Here is a 16,938-nt window from a genome sequence, read left to right as displayed (position 1 = left end):
CCGCCTCCTCGCGGCCGGATCAGTCTTCCCGTACCGGCTCCTCTCCAAAGCTTTCCGAAAATCTCTTCTGCGAGCGGGTCAGATGCTCGCGCATGGCGTGGCGCGCGGCTTCCGGGTCACCGGCAGCGATCGCATCACGAATGGCCGTATGCTCCTCCAGCGCCATCTGCCATGTGTGCGGTCCCTCGAAATAGCTTGCGAGCTTTTCAAAATAGGGAGACAGGCGGCGGTCGTAGATCAGGCCGGTAAAACGGTTAAGCGCCGAGTTACCGATAATGTCGGCAATCGCGGTATGAAAGGCGCGGTCGATGGAAAGCGCCTGATGTGAATCCTCCAGCGTCACGGCCATTTCCGCAAGAAGCGCGTCCAGCGCCGCAATATGTTCGGGACGCGCGATCCGTGCGGCCTCTTCGGCAATGGCACTTTCGATCAGGCAACGCGCCTGCAGAAGCTCGAACGGGCCGTCGCTGTCATCCGCCGGCAGAACGGCTTTCGTCGGTGGCTTGCGACTGACATAGACACCTGATCCCATGCGGATCTGGATCAGCCCCTCGACCTCCAGCACGATCAACGCCTCGCGCACGGTCGGCCGCGACACGCCCAACCGTTCCGCAAGCTCACGCTCCGCCGGAAGACGCTCGCCGGTCGGCAGCTCTCCCGTTTCGATAAGCGCGCGCAACTGTTCCGCGACCTGCCGGTAAAGGCGGCGCGGCTCCAGAGCCACAAACATGAAATCCTCCCGGCGCCGACAGTTCCTCCTCCGCAGCGCGTGTGGTCAGATTGTCTGACCAATTTACAGATGTCAATATTTCGTGAAGAAATTTGACCATTCCTATAGAGACACTACAGGAATGGTAAGTTACGGCGAGCGCGCGCGCTATCCGGCGGTCAAGCCAGCAGCGTCACACCGTATTTCAAGCCCAGCGCCACAAAGGCCTCACGCGTTGCCGGGTCGATCACCACCCCGTTTCTCTCGCGTTCGGCGGCCACCGCCCATTCCCTGTCACCGGGCGCCATCACCCGCTGGCCTTCGCGAACCGGCGAATTGCGCAGAACATCCAGATAACGCGTCATGCCGACATCAAATGTCGTCTGATCGCCAAATGCATCCGGCTTGATGGCGATGACGAAGGCACCCAGCCCACGCGGCGTCGCCATGTCATCCGACATCATGCCGGGAATATCGAAACTCAGCCGCATGCCGGTGACAACGGCGCTCAAGATCTCCGAAAGTCCGGCAAGCCCCGCGCCTTTAAAGCCGAATTCACCGCCGAGCGGCGCCAGCATGTCCACCGCTTCCGCGTCCCGCGTGTCGATGCCGCTGGCATCCGACGCCACGGCCTGCGGCAGTTCGGTCTCGGTGCTGCGATAAAGAAGCACGCGGTTGAACGGGATGGCGCTGGTCGCCATGTCCAGCAGCCACGGATTTTCCTGGGCCGACGGCACCGCGACGGCAATCGGATTGGTGCCATGAAACCGCTGCGCGCCCCCATGCAGACGCACAAAACTGTCGGAATTGCAGAAGGTGAAGCCGATAAAACCTTTTCGCGCCGCCTCCATCGAATAGGCGCCGGCCGGGCCGAAATGCGAACTGTTGCGAATGGCGACCGCACCGATGCCGAACTTGCCGGCAAGTGCCACGGCATGATCCATGGCCGTATAGGTCGCCAGTGCCCCATGCCCGTCGCCGGCATCCAGCGTTTCGATGGCGCCGAAGGCATTCACCACCTTCAGTTCCGGCGCCTTTTTGATACGACCACCCTCCAGCGCCCGGACATAATGGTCGAGCAGCCGCACACCATGGCTATCCACCCCATGGCGGGTGCCATGCATCATCGCCCTCGTTACCGCGTCGGCAGTCGCGTCATTGGCACCGCAAGCGACAAGCACCGACCGGCAGAAGCGATCAAGCTCCACCAGCGAAACATTTTTCGCACTCTGTTGATCCACCTTCTCATTTCCTCCCTTTTGCTCCTCTGATGCAAAGCTAGCGCACGGATGCGAAAACAGGAATGGTTTCGATGATGGCGCACGGTAGCATTCGACGCTAATGCTTCTGCAGCCCGCGTCGCTCCATCCGAAGGTTTGCCATGTCCAACCAGCCGTCCTCTCCTCTCGACCTCTCCACGCGGTTTCGCGGCTTTGATGCGCTGAACGAACCGCGCGTGGTCATCGACGAAGCGGTTCTCCGCCGCAATATCGAGGAGATGACAGCGCTTGTCGGCGGGCGTGCGGCGCTGCATCCGCATATCAAGACCCACAAGAGCCTCGAAATCGCCCGGTTACAGAAGGAAAATGGCGCTGCGGGCTTCACCACGGCGCGACCTTATGAAGCTGCCATGCTGCTGCGTGATGGCCTTTTCCCCGTCACTCTCGCCTATCCGCTCCTCAATCCGCAGATCATTGCCGGGCTTCTGCGCGAAGCGACAAGCGCCGAAGACATCCGCTTCATCGCCGATAGTGATGAGACCGTGGATGCCCTCATCGCCGGCGCGAAAGAGGCGGGCCGCAAGGCCACCGTCTTCATGAAGGTCGATGTCGGCCTGCATCGCTGCGGCGTAGATCCGAGCACGGATACGGCACTCAAAATCGCCGCCGCGATCACCGGCAATCCGGACCTCACCTTTGCCGGTCTTCTTTCCCATGCGGGCCATGCCTATGGCGCGGGCAATGCCGCCGCTGTCACCACGATCGCCGAAAGCGAGTTGGCGATCATGACCGCGATGCGCCAAAAACTTCAGAACGCAGGCATTGAAGTGCCGCGCGTATCCATCGGCAGCACGCCGACGCTGGTCAAAAATGCCGGTTTCGAAGGCGTGGATGAAGTCCGCCCCGGCAATTACGTGTTTTATGATCTGACCGCCGTCCGACTGGGACTGGTGGAACGCAACAATCTGGCGCTCGGCGTCGCCGCCCGGATCATCGCCGTCAACGACCATTATGCCATCGCCAATGTCGGCTCCAAAACCCTGTCATCCGATCTCGGGCCCCACGGCACCTCGGCGACAAAATCCTTCGGCGAAGCCTGGATGATCGGCCATGACACGCCGCTGCCGGTGGCCAAACTATCGGAAGAACATGCGTTTCTGGAGTTTTTCGACACACGTCCGAAGGTCGGCACGCCGTTATTGATCCTGCCGAACCATTCCTGCCCTGTCGCAAATCTCAGCGGCGGCATGTTGGCATTGGGTGGAGAAGACAGCCCGGCGCGGGAAATTCATGTCGAAGGCTTTGTCGGGAACTGGCGCTGACGGATATCCGCCATGCGCCATTCTTGGCGAGCACTGCACATGTGCTGCCCTGGCATCTCAATCTAAGCAACTGCGAATAAATGGCAGAAAAGTGACAGTTTGGATGCAATAAATAAACATGACAAATTTACTCAGATTCAAACTTGACTCTTTGATGCATGATTTCCTAGCTAGCCCTGAACACTTTCGGTGGGGAAACCAACTCGATTTCGGGGCACAGAATGCAATCAGGAAACTTCAAGTCGCGCCTACTCGTCTGCAGCACGGCAATGGCGTCGGTCATGTGCGCAACGACCGTCTTCGCTCAGGACGCAACGCAGCAGGATACCACGCAACTCAGCCCGATCGTGGTCGTCGGCCAAAGCGGCGGCATCAGCGCAGCCCCGGCATCCCCTTTGACCAAACGCACGGATCGGGCCGTGATCCAGCAGCGCATGGTCACCGATTTCAAGGACTTTGCCCGTCGTGTCGATGCCGGTGTCAACTTCAATCGGCAGACGAGCAGCATCAACCTGCGTGGCCTGCAGAACGACCGTGTCCTCACCGCCATCGACGGCATACGCGTGCCATGGCTGACGGATCCGCGCGATTCCGCCCGTGGCGGCTTGAACTCCTACGATTTCGATAGCCTGTCAGCGGTCGATGTCACCAAGGGTGCAGATTCCAGTCGTTATGGCTCCGGTGCCCTGGGAGGCGTGGTGCAGCTGAGAACGCTGAATCCGGAAGACCTGATCGACGGCAACAAGAACTGGGGCGCGCTCGCCAAGAGCACCTATGACAGCGCAGACAAAAGCTGGGGCAACAACGGCGCCATCGCCGGTCGTTTCAACGACACCTGGCTACTGGTTCAGGGCAGCTACAAGAACGGCAACGAAACAGGTAATGAAGGATCTGTCGGCGGCTACGGCCTCGCTCGCACGGAGCAAAATCCGGCCGATTTCGATCAGCGCAACCTTCTCGTCAAGATGCACCAGTATATCGATGGCGGTCATCGCTTTGGCCTGACAGGTGAACTTTTCAACCGCGACGAAGATGTCAGCAACATGCGCGACGTCGAAGGCGACAGTTCGATGCTTTACGAGCCGGGCACGCTGAAAACCGGCAACGAGACCGACCGCAAACGCATTTCGGCTTCCTACGACTTCATCTCGCCCGACAATTCCGACTGGGTGGATCAGGCAAGCATCGTCGCCTACTGGCAGAAGCAGACGCTTAACAACACCACCGATGGCATTCGCCTGCGTGATCCGCGCGCCGTCATTCCCGGAGACCCCTTCTATTACGGTTTTCCAGAAGGCGTCTACAAGCGTGACAACATGCTTGAACAGACCACTTACGGCTTCAGTGGCAATGCCGAAAAGCAGACGGAACTGGGCGGTGTATCGAACACATTCCGTTTCGGTGGCGAGATCTACTGGCAGGATACCCATCAGTATTCCGCAGGTGTCGACAATTGCCCGGATATCGACTGGACAACCATTCCGCAGATCATGGGGCCGCAGAGCTGCCGATTCCTGCATTCCAATTCGTCCGACATGCCTGATGTCGACAGCTTTGCGTTCGGTATGTATGTCGAGGACGACATCAAGCTTCTCAACGATCGCCTGACCATCACACCCGGCCTGCGTTTCGATTATTACGAACATTCGCCGAAAAACACCGCCGCTTACCAGGACAGCCCACTGTACGACACGGACTATCTGGAAGGCACAAGCGACGCCCGGTTTTCTCCGAAACTCCGTGCGGCCTTCAAGGCAACGAACGAACTCGAACTGTTTGCCCAGTGGTCGCAGGGTTTCCGCGCCCCGACGGCGCGTGAACTTTATCAGACCTACGGCGCACCGGGTTCCTATGCACGCGTCGGCAATCCGGACCTGAAGACCGAAACCAGCAATGGTTTTGAAATCGGTGCGAACTACAAGGCGACCGACTACAGCCTCTCGGCAACGGTCTTCAACAACTACTACCGCAATTTCATCGACACGGTGCAGCTTCAGCCGCCGGGCGGCGATTTCCCGATCAACGGTATCGAAGGTTACGCCAACCTCAACCGCGTGCGCATCTACGGCGTCGAGCTTTCCGGCGAATGGCGATTTTCTGACAACTGGCGCACATGGGGCTCGTTCGCCTGGTCGCATGGCAAGGACACCGGTACCGACAAGTACCTGAATTCGGTTGCACCGCTGCGCGCGATCACCGGGCTCGGTTATGCTGCCGAAAACTGGGGCACCGACGTCTCGCTGACCATGGCTGCTGCCCGCAACAAGACCAGCGACAACGGCTTCAAGGCACCGGGTTATGGCTTGGTGGATGCCACCTTCTGGTGGGAGCCCGAACAGGTCGAGGGCCTGAAAATCCAGGCCGGCGTCTTCAATATCTTCGACAAGAAGTATTTCAATGCCACTGACGTTCCAGACCTTGCGCCGGCAAGACTGGCCGCACAGGATTTCTACAGCGAAACCGGCCGCTCGTTCCGGGTATCGGTCACGAAGAAATTCTAAGTCCGCTCGGCTAAAAGACACAAGATCGGCCGGTCGTTGCACAGCGACCGGCCATTCCTGTTTTAGGCGCTCACAACCGCGCCTTCGTGCTGCGCGGCGTTGCCAAGAGCAGGTTCGTCTCGCTGGCGGTGATGCCCGGCACCAGCCGGATGCGCCGCAGAACATTGTCGAAATCGGCCAATGTCGCCGTACCAAGCTCGACGATCAGGTCCCAGCGTCCATTTGTCGTGTGGATTTCGGAAATTTCCGGAAAACCGCCAAGCGTCAGGATGACGCGATCCGCGACACGTCCCTCGATCTCGATCATCATGATGCCGCGCACCGGCAGTTCCACAGTGTCGGCCCGGAGGATCACCGTGTAGCCGATGATGTTGCCGCTCTTTTCCAGCTTTTCCATGCGCGCGCGAACGGTCGCCCGCGATGTTTTCAGATCGGCGGCAAGATCGGATATGCTGCGGCGTGCGTCGTGACGCAAAAGCGTCACCAGCTTGTGGTCGAATTCATCCATTGGCAGATTGATAAACCATGCCTCCGAAATGGAAAGCCATTTCAGCTTATTTGGCAAATATATCTATTCAATCTGCCAGCCTTCCATGATCTTTTTTCACCGAACGGAGTTTTCACATGCATTGCAGATTGATCGGTATTCCCCTTCAGGACGGCGCATCGCGGCTCGGCTGCGAAATGGGTCCGAGCGCGCTGCGTGTCGCCGGCATCCGCACGGCCCTGGAGGAACTCGGTCACGATGTGACGGATATCGGCAATGTCGTCATCGATGATGTCTCCGACATGCGCCATCCCAACCCTGCCCTGCGCAACTTGGCCCAGATCGTCGCCTGGACGAAACTCCTCACCGAAGTCGCCTATCGCGAAAGTGGCAACGGCATGCCGATCTTCATGGGCGGAGATCACGCTCTTTCCGCCGGCACGGTGCCGGGTGTGGCGCGGCGCGCCGCCGAACAGGGGCGCCCGCTCTTCGTGCTCTGGCTTGACGCGCATACCGATTTCCATTCGCTCGATTCAACGACCAGCGGCAATCTGCATGGCCTGCCGGTTGCCTATTATACCGGACGCGCCGGTTTCGACGGCTATTTCCCGCCGCTCACCCACAAGGTCGATCCGGCAAACGTCTGCATGATCGGCATTCGCAGCGTCGATACGGCGGAACGGGAGGCGATCAGGCAGACGGGCGTGACCGTTCACGACATGCGCACGATCGACGAACACGGCGTTGCCGTCCTGCTGCGCCGGTTTCTGGAACAGGTGGAAGCCGTTAACGGCCTGCTGCATGTCAGCCTCGATGTCGATTTTCTCGATCCGGCCATCGCGCCCGCCGTCGGCACCACCGTGCCGGGCGGCGCCACCTTTCGCGAAGCGCATCTGGTGATGGAAATGCTGCATGACAGCGGCCTCGTCAGCAGCCTCGACCTCGTCGAACTCAACCCCTTTCTCGACGAGCGCGGTCGCACCGCCACGCTTCTCGTCGATCTCACCGCCAGCCTGATGGGTCGCACCGTCATGGACCGTCCAACAAGGAGTTTTTGATGTCTGCCGAACAGAACCTCAACATCGTCCCCTTCGTCAGCGTCGAGAACATGATGGATCTCGTGCTTGCCACCGGCACGGAGACCTTCCTGCGTGAACTGGCGACCTATGTGGAAGAGGATTTTCGGCGTTGGGAACTGTTCGACAAGGTGGCCCGCATCGCCTCGCATTCGCGTGACGGCGTCATTGAGCTGATGCCGGCAAGCGACGGCCGGCTTTATGCGTTCAAATATGTCAACGGCCACCCCAAGAACACCCGCAGCGGTCGCCAGACGGTAACAGCCTTCGGAGTGCTTTCGGATGTCGACAGCGGTTATCCGTTGCTGCTCTCCGAAATGACCATCCTGACGGCACTGCGCACCGCCGCCACTTCCGCAATCGCCGCAAAATATCTCGCGCCGAAGGGCGCAAAAACCATGGCCTTGATCGGCAATGGCGCCCAGAGCGAGTTTCAGGCGCTTGCCTTCAAGGCCCTGCTGGGCATCGACAATCTGCGTCTCTACGATCTCGATCCAGCCGCGACGGAACGCTGCCGCAACAACCTTGCCGGTCTCGGCCTGACGATCACCGCCTGCCGATCGGCGGAAGAGGCGGTCGAAGGAGCGCACATCATCACCACCGCCACGGCAGACAAGCGCAACGCCACCATTCTCACCGACAACATGATCGGCCCCGGTGTGCACATCAATGCGGTCGGCGGCGATTCACCGGGCAAGACCGAACTGCATCGCGATATCCTGCTGCGCGCTTCGATCTTCGTCGAATATCCGCCGCAGACCCGCATCGAGGGCGAAATCCAGCAATTGCCGGCGGATTATCCGGTCACGGAATTCTGGCAAGTGGTGACGGACCAGAAGACCGGGCGTGACAGCGATGGCCAGATCACCCTGTTCGACAGCGTCGGTTTTGCGACCGAAGATTTTTCGGCGCTTCGCTACGTCTATGATAAGCTGCGCGGCAGCAATCGTTTCGAAAACCTCGATCTGGTGGCGGACCCCGACGAACCGCGCGACCTTTTCGGCATGCTGTTGCGGCGTGCGGCAATGCCGGCAATCAGCAAGTAACGTCGAGGCCATTTCTCGCAACGCAGCCGTTGATTGCACCGGCATGGAAACCTGCGCAATCAGCGGCAAGTATTTCATGACAAGCACGCGAAAATAAAAACAAATTTAGCCCTTCGGTGCCCCCGCGCAGATACATGCCCATATTCTTTAATTCAAATTTAAACTGAATGCCGTTCTGTCCGGCCCAGTGCTGCAGATTTCCTGACACCGCGCGCATGAAGCGTTGCGACCAAGCCCGTGCGGGCATGCCTTCATATCCCCTGCCCCACCGTCGCTTTCGTCGTCGAAGGAACATCTGCTTGTCCAAAAAAACCAATCTGATGACGCGCATCCTGCTTGCTGCGTCTTTCGTCGTGGTCGCCGCTTTCGCCGGCTTCTCGCTTTACATCGACAGCCTGCAGCGTCAGGCGGTCGCGGACTCTGTCGAACACAACATCGAATCCTCCGGCAAACAGGCCGCCCAGAGCATTGCCAACTGGCTGAACGGCCGCGTCATGCTGACGGACAATGTCGCCAAGGGCATGGAACAGGCTGCCGATGATGATGCGAAGCTTCTGATTTTGCAGAACGATGTGCTCAAGAGCCAGTTTCTCTCCACCTATTTCGGCGCAGCTGCAGACGGCAAGTATATCGAATGGCCGATGACCGGCGTCCCTGCCGGTTATGATCCGCGCAAGCGCCCGTGGTACCAGGCCGCCGCCAATAGCGGCCAGTCTATCCTGACAGAACCCTATATCAGCGCATCGACCAACAAGCTCAACGTCACGGCTGCCGTGCCTGTGAAGGTCAATGGCCAGATCGTCGGTGTAACCGGCAGCGATTTCTCGCTGGAATCGCTGGTCGCTGCAATCAAGTCGATCGACGCCGGTCCGAAAGGATACGCATTTCTCGTCAACAAGAGCGGCAAGGTCCTCATTCACCCGGATGAAAAGATGGTCGACAAGACATTGTCCGACCTTTTCCAGGGCAGCGTGCCGCCGATGTCGACAGCCGTCAGCGAAACGGCAAGTGCCGGCGAAACCAAGCTCGTCAGCTTCCTGCCCATCGCCGGCCTGCCGGGCGCGGAATGGAGCGTCGGCTTCGTCGTCGATGAACAGACCGCCTATGCCTCGATCGGCGAATTCCGCATCGCCGCCACGATTGCTACCCTGCTCGGCGTTGCGGCGATGATCGGCTTCCTCGCCACGCTGCTCAGCAGCCTCGTCGTCAAGCCCGTGACGCATATGACGGCTGCCATGGAAGAACTCGCCAACGGTCATCTCAACGTCGCCATTCCGGGTGAAAAGCGCACCGACCAGATCGGCTCTATGGCTGCGGCTGTTGCCGTCTTCCGCACCAATGCCCGCGAACGCCTGCGCCTGGAATCGGACGCCGAAGAGAACCGTTCGCTGACTGAGCAGGAACGCGCCGAACGGGAACGCATCGCTTCGCGCAACACCGCCGATGTCAGCTTCGCGGTCGATGCACTGGCCAAGGGACTTGCCCATCTGTCCGATGGCGATCTCGAATATCGCATCTCGACGCCCTTCGTCGCGGACCTTGATCGCCTGCGTGAAGACTTCAACACCTCCATCACCAAGCTCAACGCTGCGCTGACCAAGGTCGGCCACAACGCCCGCGCCATCGACGCCGGCGCCAGCGAAATCCGTCATGCGGCCGACGATCTCGCCCGCCGCACCGAACAGCAGGCCGCTTCGGTGGAACAGACGGCAGCAGCGCTCGAAGAGATCACCACCACGGTCAAGGATTCCGCACGCCGCGCCGAAGAGGTCGGCCGTCTGGTCAACCGCACGCGCGACAATGCCGAACAGTCCGGCAATGTGGTGCGCAACGCTGTCCGCGCCATGAGCGGCATCGAACAGTCGTCTTCGGAAATCTCCAACATCATCAGCGTCATCGATGACATCGCCTTCCAGACCAACCTTCTGGCGCTGAATGCAGGCGTCGAAGCCGCCCGTGCCGGTGAAGCCGGCAAGGGGTTTGCCGTCGTCGCGCAGGAAGTCCGCGAGCTTGCCCAACGTTCCGCCAAGGCCGCAAAAGAGATCAAGGCGCTCATCACCACGTCAGGCACGCAGGTGCAGGAAGGCGTGGCACTGGTCGGCGACACCGGCAAGGCGCTGGAGGCGATCGTTGCCGAGGTTCAGGAGATCAACGGCCATATCGCCGCGATCGTCACCGCTTCGCGTGAACAGTCCACCGGCCTTCAGGAGATCAACACCGCCGTCAACACCATGGACCAGGGCACGCAGCAGAATGCCGCGATGGTCGAGGAACAGACGGCGGCAAGCCACGGCCTCGCGTCGGAAGCCTCTGCGCTTAAGGAATTGCTGGCGCAGTTCCGTCTGGGGAATGCTTCGGTAGCACGAACCGCCTATAGCCGCGCGGCATAACTGCCCTTCGCATCAGAACGAAAAGATGGCCGGCGTCAAAACCGGCCATTTTTATTTGCCTGTGGTTGCTGAGACAGCGCAAGCGCCCGCGAGGCCGGGCATGTAGCGGCATGTGTAGATCTATCGATTGGGGAAAGGTTGCGCGCCACAAAGGCGCAAAACTTGCGCGTGGCGGCAGGAGAAGGTAGCGCGTACGCAATACAATAAAACGCGCAGGGGCTTTATGGCCTGCAAATCCTCAACGAAAGATAAACCGGAAGAAGATTTTCATGGAAACCGTCACTATCGAAACGCGCGCCGATTTTGCCCAGTGGGCCATCGAGCGGGCACGCGCCATCGTCGCGGATCAGGGTGGCAATCTGGCACTCGCCGCACGCGACATGCAGGACGACAAAATCGCCGAGACCGGCAATGCGCTCGGTCAGGCGATCGTCGATGCCCTGCTGGAAGTGTTTGACGGCCTTGCGCCGGAAGAGTGATCAAAAACCTTCGTAGGCACAGACCTACGAAGCAAGCTGCGCCGGATAAGTTTGCCGGTCGGCGGCAAGAAACAGCATTTCGCTGGCATCACACCAGCCATCCGGGCGCATTCCCCTGATTGCGTCCGGCCACTCGGCAATGCCGGCGGCGTTGACATAGCCCAGGCAATCGCCACAGGCGGCATCTTCGAAATGAAGGTAAGCCAGCCGGCCCGAAACGAGCTTTTCAATCGGACGCCACATAAAAACTCCTGAAAACTTACGTAATGCAGAACTGACAATGCATAGCGACGCTTGCGCGGGTCTGGTGACACGAATGTGACAATGGATCGCCGTTCGCTGTCATAATGCCGTCGCATGCTCGAATTCGTGAAGGGCATCGCACCGCTGCGGCTTGCAAAGCAAACAAACTTGAGTATCAGTGTCCAATTATAAGATCGGTGCAGCGGTTTTCCTAGCCGAGATCGCCGGCAGAAAGGGCATTTTCGTGGTCTCTCGTCGTCTCATTCGCTTTGTTTCTCTTGCTTTTCTGGGATTTGTTACCGCTTCCGGCGCCGCCCTGGCGGCCGAAAAAGGCAATCCGGACGCCAAACGCATCGTCTCGATCGGTGGCACGATCACCGAGATCCTTTATGATCTCGGCGCGCAGGACCGTATCATTGCCCGTGATTCCACCAGTTTTTACCCTGCTGCCGCCAATGCCAAACCGGATGTCGGTTACATGCGCGCCCTTTCCGCCGAAGGCATCCTCGGCCAGAAGCCGGATCTGATCCTGATGGAGGAAGGCTCCGGCCCGCCGCCTGTCATCGAGATCCTGAAAGCCAGCGAAGTGCCGATGGTGGTCGTCCCGACGCCGCCGGAAGCTGACAAGATCGGTCAGAAAATCCGTGACGTCGGTGCCGCTGTCGGCCAGTCCGACAAGGCGGAGACCTTGGCGACCCAGACCGAAGCCGGCCTGAAGGCACTTGCCGCCGACGTGGCGAAGATCAAGGCGGACAAAAAGAAGGTTCTCTTTGTCCTGTCGCTGTCGAACGGCCGCGTCATGGCCGGTGGTGCCGACACCGAGGCGGGCGCCGTCATCGAGATGGCCGGCGGCATCAACGCCGCGCCGACGATCAACGGCTACAAGCCATTGTCGGACGAAGCGGTCATCGCCGCCGCACCCGACGTCATCCTGTCCATGTCGCGTGGCGATCACTCCATCACGCCCGAGCAGGTGTTTGCGCTCCCCTCCATGCAGACGACGCCGGCTGCGCAAAACAAGGCGCTGATCTCCATGGATGGCCTGCTTCTCCTTGGTTTTGGCCCACGCACGCCGGAAGCGGCCCGCGCGCTTGCCGCAAAACTCTATCCGGAAGAGATCACGGCACCATGAAGGCGCTCTCCATGCCGCTGCGACCCGCGATCGATGGGGACAGAACCCATCAGGGCATTTTTGTCCTGATGGGCCTCGTCGTGCTGCTCGTCATCGCCTGTCTGGTCTCGCTCGGCGTCGGCCCGACCGGCGTCGGCCTTGCCGATCTCTGGTCCTATCTCACCGGCAATGCCGACAGCCTGACCACACAAGAACGCGTCATTCTCGAAGCCGTCCGCCTGCCGCGCACGGCACTCGGCCTTCTGGTCGGTGCAGGGCTTGCCGTCTCGGGCGCGATGATGCAGGGCCTGTTTCGAAACCCGCTCGCCGATCCCGGCATTGTCGGCGTCACCGCCGGCGCCGGCCTTGCGGCAGTTGCCGCCATCGTGCTTGGCAACGGCATTCTGGCGCCACTTGCATTGCTGCTCGGCGCCCAGTTCCTGCCGCTCATGGCCTTTTTCGGTGGCCTCTTCAACACCTGGGCGCTTTACGTGATCGCCACCCGTGACGGCCGCACCTCGACCACCGCCCTCATCCTCTGCGGCATCGCCATCGGCGCGCTGGCCATGGCACTGATGGGCCTGCTCATCTTCATGGCCGACGATCGCCAATTGCGCGACATCACCTTCTGGAATCTCGGATCGCTCGGCGGCGCAACCTTTGAGCGCGTCTTCTCCATCCTGCCATTCGTCGGCGCTGTGCTGGTCATCATTCCCTTTGTCGCACGCGGACTAGACGCGCTCATTCTGGGCGATGCCGCCGCTTTTCATATGGGCATACCGGTGCAGAGGCTGAAAAAGATCGTCGTTATCGCGGTGGCTGCTGCCTGCGGCTCCACGGTTGCGGTCGCCGGCTCGATCGGTTTTGTCGGCATTATCGTGCCGCATCTGTTGCGCCAGATCATGGGGCCGTCGCACCGTTTCCTGCTGCCTGGTTCGGCGCTCGGCGGCGGCGCGCTTCTGCTGATCGCCGATAGCGTGGCGCGGACCGTCGCGGCACCCGCCGAACAGCCGATCGGTGTCATCACCGCGCTTTTCGGCGCACCCGTCTTCCTGTTTCTGCTGCTCGGCAAAAACGGCATCAGCATGCGTGACCTGCCATGATCCTTGCTGAAAATCTCACCGTTTCCCGTGGCGGCCGCAACCTCATCACTTCGGTCGATATTGAACTGCGGCCCGGTTGCTTCACGGTCGTGATCGGCCCGAACGGCGCCGGCAAATCGACGTTGATGAAGGTTCTGTCGGGTGAAATGCAGCCGGACGCGGGTTTCGTTACCTATCACGGCAAGGATCTGCAAACCTGCCGGCCGGAAGATCTCGCCAAATGCCGTGCAGTCCTGCCACAAGCAACACAACTGGCCTTTCCGTTCACGGCGCTGGAAATCGCCCGCATGGGGGCAGTGGCACACGGCGCGCTGGACCCGACAGGACAGGCGAAAAAAGCGCTGACGCGCGTCGGCCTGCACGGTTTCGAACGCCGACCCTACCCTTCGCTGTCAGGCGGCGAGCAGCAGCGCGTGCAGTTCGCCCGCGCGCTTGCACAGGTCCCGACGGCCGTCAGCGATGGCGTGCCGAACGCGCTTTTCCTCGATGAGCCGACCGCAAGCCTCGACCTTGGCCACCAGATTTCGGTCCTGGAAACCGCACGCGATTTTGCTTCCGCCGGTGGTATCGTGCTGGCCATCCTGCACGATCTCAATCTGGCCGCCGAATTCGCCGATCACCTTGTGGTTCTGCATGGCGGACGGGTCATCAAGGCGGGCGTCTGCACCGACACGATCACCGACGACGTGATCGCAAAAGTCTACGGAATCGGCGGTGCGGTCGGCCGTCTGCCGGCGGCCCATATGCCGTATGTGCTGCCGCAATCACGGCACCGGTAACCGTCAGCCCTGAGGCCCGGAGCGAACCGTTTTTCGCCAGACAGGCAGCGCCTTCAGCGTCGTCACGGCACCGGCTTCGGGAAAGTCGCGGCCTTCGGTAACACGCAGCGCAATCATCTCGGCGATTTCCTCGATCGGCTGGCGAAAAGTGGTCAGCGCATAGCCGTCCCAGCCCGCCTGCTCGATATCGTCGAAACCGAGCACGCAGATATCCTGCGGGATGCTCATGCCAAAATCCTGCCGCGCGATATCCATGAAACCACAGGCCAGAAGGTCGGTGACGCAGAAAACGGCATCCGGCCGCGCAGCACCCGGCAGCAGCAGCCGTGCCGCTTCCGCGCCGCTGCGATAACTCGTGGCGCCGGTCTTGATCACCGGCGGCGGCTCGAAACCCGCCTTGACGGCGGCGGCGCTGAACAGGCGCTCTCGCGCCAAGAGGCTCGGCGAATTGTTGGTGGAGGAGACGATGGCAAAGGACCGGCAGCCGGCACGCGCGAGCATGTGCCAGGCGTCGTTCATGGCGCTCTCGTGGTCGAGATTGATGTGGTCGGCTTCCTCGATCTGCCCCTGCCGGTTGACGAGAATGACGTGCTGGCCGCTTTCTATACAGGTGCGCACCAGCGAGACAGGCGGTGCGCCGGACAGAACGATGGTGGCGGAGGCGCGATAGTTCAGCGTCTGGTGCAGCGCCGCACGGGAATCCGCCTCGTTGCCGGACGTATTGATGACCATGACGGCACGGCCGGCCGCCTGGATACGCCGGGTCAGCGCTTCCAGAAGTGCGGACTGGTAAGGCGCATTGAGGTCACCCCCGAGAATACAGATCGGCCGGCTTTTTTCCTGCGACAGGCCACGCGCTAGATGGTTGACGTGGTAGTTCAACTCTTCAGCGGCGGCCAGAACCTTGGCGCGGGTTTCGTCCGAAACGCTTGCCCCCGCAGTGAAGGTGCGCGAGACGGCCGAGCGGGAAACCCCGGCCCGGCGCGCAACCTCGCTTGCACTTGCAAAATTCTGCGGCGGCCGGTTGGTCATGCGACAGCCTTGTCCTTGTTTGCCTCGATCAGACGGATCATCTCCGCTGCGCGTTCCACCGCGTAGATCAGTTCCGGCTTCGGGGTTTCGAACCATTCGTCAGGATGCAGTTCACGCTTGTCACGCACATGGGCGATGGCCGATGCCAGTGTCGGATAAAGCTCCGGCATTTCCAGATGCAGGAACAGCGCGACGAGCGACACCGACCGGCTGCGGCCGGCGCGGCAATTGACGAGCACATTGCCCTTGTCGCGACGCGGATAGGACGGCTTGTCCGGAAAAGTCTGGCTGAGCGCGCCGCGCAGCAGATAATATCCCGCCAGCAACATCGTATCGGCATTACCCGCACCATCGACAAGGCCGAGCTTGTAATAACGCACAACACCGGGACCCGACCCGACCCGTCCATCTTCGACAGGCTGTTCGTCATCAACGAGGTTGACGTCAAGATTGACGGCGCAATTGACGATCACCTTGACGCCATGGCGTTCAAGAAGATCCGGGGAACTGGCCGCCTCACGACCGCCGATATAAAGATCGACATCCCAGCCGGGAAGGTTTTTCTGGATCAGGCTCAGATGAGGACGCTCGTAAATCGGAGAGGACGTCATGCCGCTTCTCCCTTGCGCTCGACCGGTGTGACGGCGATCTTCATCGCTTCGGAAAAGTCCGCGGCAATGCCGGGGGCTGCAGCAAAAATCTCGCCGCCCGTCAGCAATTCGCCTTCCACTGCCGGATAAGCACCTGTCACGCCGCCCGCTTCACGCACCATCAAAAGGCCGGCAAGGCAATCCCAGGCGTTCATGTAATATTCGGCATACCCATCGGTGCGGCCTTCGGCCACCCAGGCAATGGCCAGCGCACCCGAGGCGCCACGACGGATATTGGCGCCATTGGCAAACACGCGTTCCTGTGCGGCCAGATAATCCGCTGTCGCCACGCGCGGCGACCAGCCGATTTCGACAGAAGCGTTGGCGATCGTCTCTGTTGCAGCAACCGAGATGGACGCGCCGTTTTTGGACGCGCCAGCTCCCTTAGCTGCAAAATAGAATTCATCCGTGACGGGATTGAAGATCGCCCCCAGCAGCGTTTCACCCTTTTCGCAGAACGATATGCAAACGCAAAAATGTGGAATGCCGCGCGCAAAATTGGCGGTGCCGTCGATCGGGTCGATCACCCACAACCGCTCAGAAAGCGCACCACCGGCTTCCTCACCAAGAATGCCATCCTGTGGGAAGGCAGCGGTTATGGCGGCGCGAACATGGGCCTCCACCGCGCCATCGGCCTCGGTCAGGAAATCCTGACGGCCCTTGAGGGTAAAGTCGCCGGGTTTGCGGGTGCGAAAAGCGTCGAGCGCCAGCGCCCCGGCAGAAGCCGTTACGGTGCGCAGCAGGGCTTCGCGTTGGTTCAATTCATCGACAGTCAGCATGGGGTCTTTCG

Annotated in this window: 17 protein-coding genes; 9 read left to right on the top strand and 8 right to left on the bottom strand. The window is 60.5% G+C overall.

What is annotated here, in order from left to right:
* Positions 1-19: 19 nt before the first annotated feature.
* Positions 20-730, bottom strand: a complete 711-nt coding sequence (locus J2T09_RS06270; RefSeq protein WP_306832285.1) for a FadR/GntR family transcriptional regulator — start codon at positions 728-730, stop codon at positions 20-22.
* A gap of 158 nt (positions 731-888) precedes the next feature.
* Positions 889-1,950: an Ldh family oxidoreductase gene (locus tag J2T09_RS06265; protein WP_306832283.1), complete on the bottom strand. Its 1,062-nt coding sequence runs from the start codon at positions 1,948-1,950 to the stop codon at positions 889-891.
* Between the two features lie 140 nt (positions 1,951-2,090).
* On the opposite strand from J2T09_RS06265, the gene J2T09_RS06260 reads away from it, so the two are divergent.
* Positions 2,091-3,251: an alanine racemase gene (locus tag J2T09_RS06260; protein ID WP_306832282.1), complete on the top strand. Its 1,161-nt coding sequence runs from the start codon at positions 2,091-2,093 to the stop codon at positions 3,249-3,251.
* Between the two features lie 281 nt (positions 3,252-3,532).
* Entirely contained in the window at positions 3,533-5,752 is a 2,220-nt protein-coding gene (locus J2T09_RS06255) for a TonB-dependent hemoglobin/transferrin/lactoferrin family receptor (RefSeq protein WP_306832280.1), read from the top strand.
* A gap of 70 nt (positions 5,753-5,822) precedes the next feature.
* On the opposite strand, the gene J2T09_RS06250 is transcribed toward J2T09_RS06255, so the two are convergent.
* Positions 5,823-6,260, bottom strand: a complete 438-nt coding sequence (locus tag J2T09_RS06250; RefSeq protein ID WP_306832278.1) for an Lrp/AsnC family transcriptional regulator — start codon at positions 6,258-6,260, stop codon at positions 5,823-5,825.
* Positions 6,261-6,376: 116 nt separating this feature from the next.
* Between J2T09_RS06250 and rocF the strand changes: the two genes are divergently transcribed.
* Complete coding sequence (gene rocF, locus J2T09_RS06245) at positions 6,377-7,297, top strand: arginase (RefSeq protein ID WP_306832276.1); 921 nt, start codon at positions 6,377-6,379, stop codon at positions 7,295-7,297.
* Positions 7,297-8,361: an ornithine cyclodeaminase gene (locus J2T09_RS06240; protein WP_306832274.1), complete on the top strand. Its 1,065-nt coding sequence runs from the start codon at positions 7,297-7,299 to the stop codon at positions 8,359-8,361. The genes rocF and J2T09_RS06240 overlap by 1 nt, the downstream gene beginning before the upstream one ends.
* Here the strand turns inward: J2T09_RS06240 and J2T09_RS06235 are convergent.
* Positions 8,351-8,608, bottom strand: a complete 258-nt coding sequence (locus J2T09_RS06235; protein ID WP_306832272.1) for a hypothetical protein — start codon at positions 8,606-8,608, stop codon at positions 8,351-8,353. The two genes, J2T09_RS06240 and J2T09_RS06235, sit on opposite strands and share 11 nt — an antisense overlap.
* 52 nt (positions 8,609-8,660) lie before the next feature.
* On the opposite strand from J2T09_RS06235, the gene mcpU reads away from it, so the two are divergent.
* A complete protein-coding gene (gene mcpU / locus J2T09_RS06230) occupies positions 8,661-10,751 on the top strand; it encodes a methyl-accepting chemotaxis protein McpU (protein ID WP_306832270.1) in 2,091 nt (696 codons plus the stop codon).
* A gap of 269 nt (positions 10,752-11,020) precedes the next feature.
* The gene (locus J2T09_RS06225; RefSeq protein ID WP_306832268.1) at positions 11,021-11,230 is read left to right on the top strand and encodes a hypothetical protein; all 210 of its coding nucleotides are present in this window, start codon (positions 11,021-11,023) and stop codon (positions 11,228-11,230) included.
* 24 nt (positions 11,231-11,254) lie between these two features.
* Here the strand turns inward: J2T09_RS06225 and J2T09_RS06220 are convergent, their stop codons facing one another.
* The gene (locus J2T09_RS06220) at positions 11,255-11,473 is read right to left on the bottom strand and encodes a hypothetical protein (RefSeq protein WP_306832266.1); all 219 of its coding nucleotides are present in this window, start codon (positions 11,471-11,473) and stop codon (positions 11,255-11,257) included.
* 244 nt (positions 11,474-11,717) lie between these two features.
* Between J2T09_RS06220 and J2T09_RS06215 the strand changes: the two genes are divergently transcribed.
* From J2T09_RS06215 to J2T09_RS06205, 3 genes are read left to right on the top strand one after another with little or no spacing between them, the layout of a single operon-like run.
* Positions 11,718-12,605, top strand: a complete 888-nt coding sequence (locus J2T09_RS06215; RefSeq protein ID WP_306832462.1) for a heme/hemin ABC transporter substrate-binding protein — start codon at positions 11,718-11,720, stop codon at positions 12,603-12,605.
* An 11-nt stretch (positions 12,606-12,616) separates the two neighbouring features.
* Complete coding sequence (locus J2T09_RS06210) at positions 12,617-13,687, top strand: FecCD family ABC transporter permease (RefSeq protein ID WP_306832264.1); 1,071 nt, start codon at positions 12,617-12,619, stop codon at positions 13,685-13,687.
* A complete protein-coding gene (locus J2T09_RS06205) occupies positions 13,684-14,466 on the top strand; it encodes a heme ABC transporter ATP-binding protein (RefSeq protein ID WP_306832262.1) in 783 nt (260 codons plus the stop codon). Before J2T09_RS06210 ends, J2T09_RS06205 begins: the two co-directional genes overlap by 4 nt.
* Positions 14,467-14,469: 3 nt before the next feature.
* Here J2T09_RS06205 and J2T09_RS06200 read toward each other — a convergent pair whose 3' ends face one another.
* From J2T09_RS06200 to J2T09_RS06190, 3 genes are read right to left on the bottom strand one after another with little or no spacing between them, the layout of a single operon-like run.
* Complete coding sequence (locus J2T09_RS06200; protein ID WP_306832260.1) at positions 14,470-15,498, bottom strand: LacI family DNA-binding transcriptional regulator; 1,029 nt, start codon at positions 15,496-15,498, stop codon at positions 14,470-14,472.
* Positions 15,495-16,109 (bottom strand): dual specificity protein phosphatase family protein, encoded by a 615-nt coding sequence (locus J2T09_RS06195; RefSeq protein ID WP_306832258.1) that lies wholly within the window; start codon positions 16,107-16,109, stop codon positions 15,495-15,497. Before J2T09_RS06195 ends, J2T09_RS06200 begins: the two co-directional genes overlap by 4 nt.
* A complete protein-coding gene (locus J2T09_RS06190; RefSeq protein ID WP_306832256.1) occupies positions 16,106-16,927 on the bottom strand; it encodes an inositol monophosphatase family protein in 822 nt (273 codons plus the stop codon). The genes J2T09_RS06195 and J2T09_RS06190 overlap by 4 nt, the downstream gene beginning before the upstream one ends.
* Positions 16,928-16,938: the final 11 nt, after the last annotated feature.

Source organism: Neorhizobium huautlense, from assembly GCF_030811685.1.
GTDB classification, from domain to species: Bacteria; Pseudomonadota; Alphaproteobacteria; order Rhizobiales; family Rhizobiaceae; genus Neorhizobium; species Neorhizobium huautlense_A.
Note: the sequence above shows the minus strand (reverse complement) of the source record. Positions and strands in the feature narration are given on the sequence as shown.

Excerpts from the sequence above, each read along its gene's own strand:
- J2T09_RS06250 (WP_306832278.1), bottom strand. The coding sequence starts at position 6,260 with ATGGATGAATTCGACCACAAGCTGGTGACGCTTTTGCGTCACGACGCA.
- J2T09_RS06260 (WP_306832282.1), top strand. The coding sequence starts at position 2,091 with ATGTCCAACCAGCCGTCCTCTCCTCTCGACCTCTCCACGCGGTTTCGC.
- J2T09_RS06200 (WP_306832260.1), bottom strand. The coding sequence starts at position 15,498 with ATGACCAACCGGCCGCCGCAGAATTTTGCAAGTGCAAGCGAGGTTGCG.
- J2T09_RS06220 (WP_306832266.1), bottom strand. The coding sequence starts at position 11,473 with ATGTGGCGTCCGATTGAAAAGCTCGTTTCGGGCCGGCTGGCTTACCTT.
- J2T09_RS06190 (WP_306832256.1), bottom strand. The coding sequence starts at position 16,927 with ATGCTGACTGTCGATGAATTGAACCAACGCGAAGCCCTGCTGCGCACC.
- J2T09_RS06205 (WP_306832262.1), top strand. The coding sequence starts at position 13,684 with ATGATCCTTGCTGAAAATCTCACCGTTTCCCGTGGCGGCCGCAACCTC.
- J2T09_RS06235 (WP_306832272.1), bottom strand. The coding sequence starts at position 8,608 with ATGCCCGCACGGGCTTGGTCGCAACGCTTCATGCGCGCGGTGTCAGGA.
- J2T09_RS06270 (WP_306832285.1), bottom strand. The coding sequence starts at position 730 with ATGTTTGTGGCTCTGGAGCCGCGCCGCCTTTACCGGCAGGTCGCGGAA.
- rocF (WP_306832276.1), top strand. The coding sequence starts at position 6,377 with ATGCATTGCAGATTGATCGGTATTCCCCTTCAGGACGGCGCATCGCGG.
- J2T09_RS06225 (WP_306832268.1), top strand. The coding sequence starts at position 11,021 with ATGGAAACCGTCACTATCGAAACGCGCGCCGATTTTGCCCAGTGGGCC.
- J2T09_RS06255 (WP_306832280.1), top strand. The coding sequence starts at position 3,533 with ATGTGCGCAACGACCGTCTTCGCTCAGGACGCAACGCAGCAGGATACC.
- J2T09_RS06240 (WP_306832274.1), top strand. The coding sequence starts at position 7,297 with ATGTCTGCCGAACAGAACCTCAACATCGTCCCCTTCGTCAGCGTCGAG.
- J2T09_RS06210 (WP_306832264.1), top strand. The coding sequence starts at position 12,617 with ATGCCGCTGCGACCCGCGATCGATGGGGACAGAACCCATCAGGGCATT.
- J2T09_RS06195 (WP_306832258.1), bottom strand. The coding sequence starts at position 16,109 with ATGACGTCCTCTCCGATTTACGAGCGTCCTCATCTGAGCCTGATCCAG.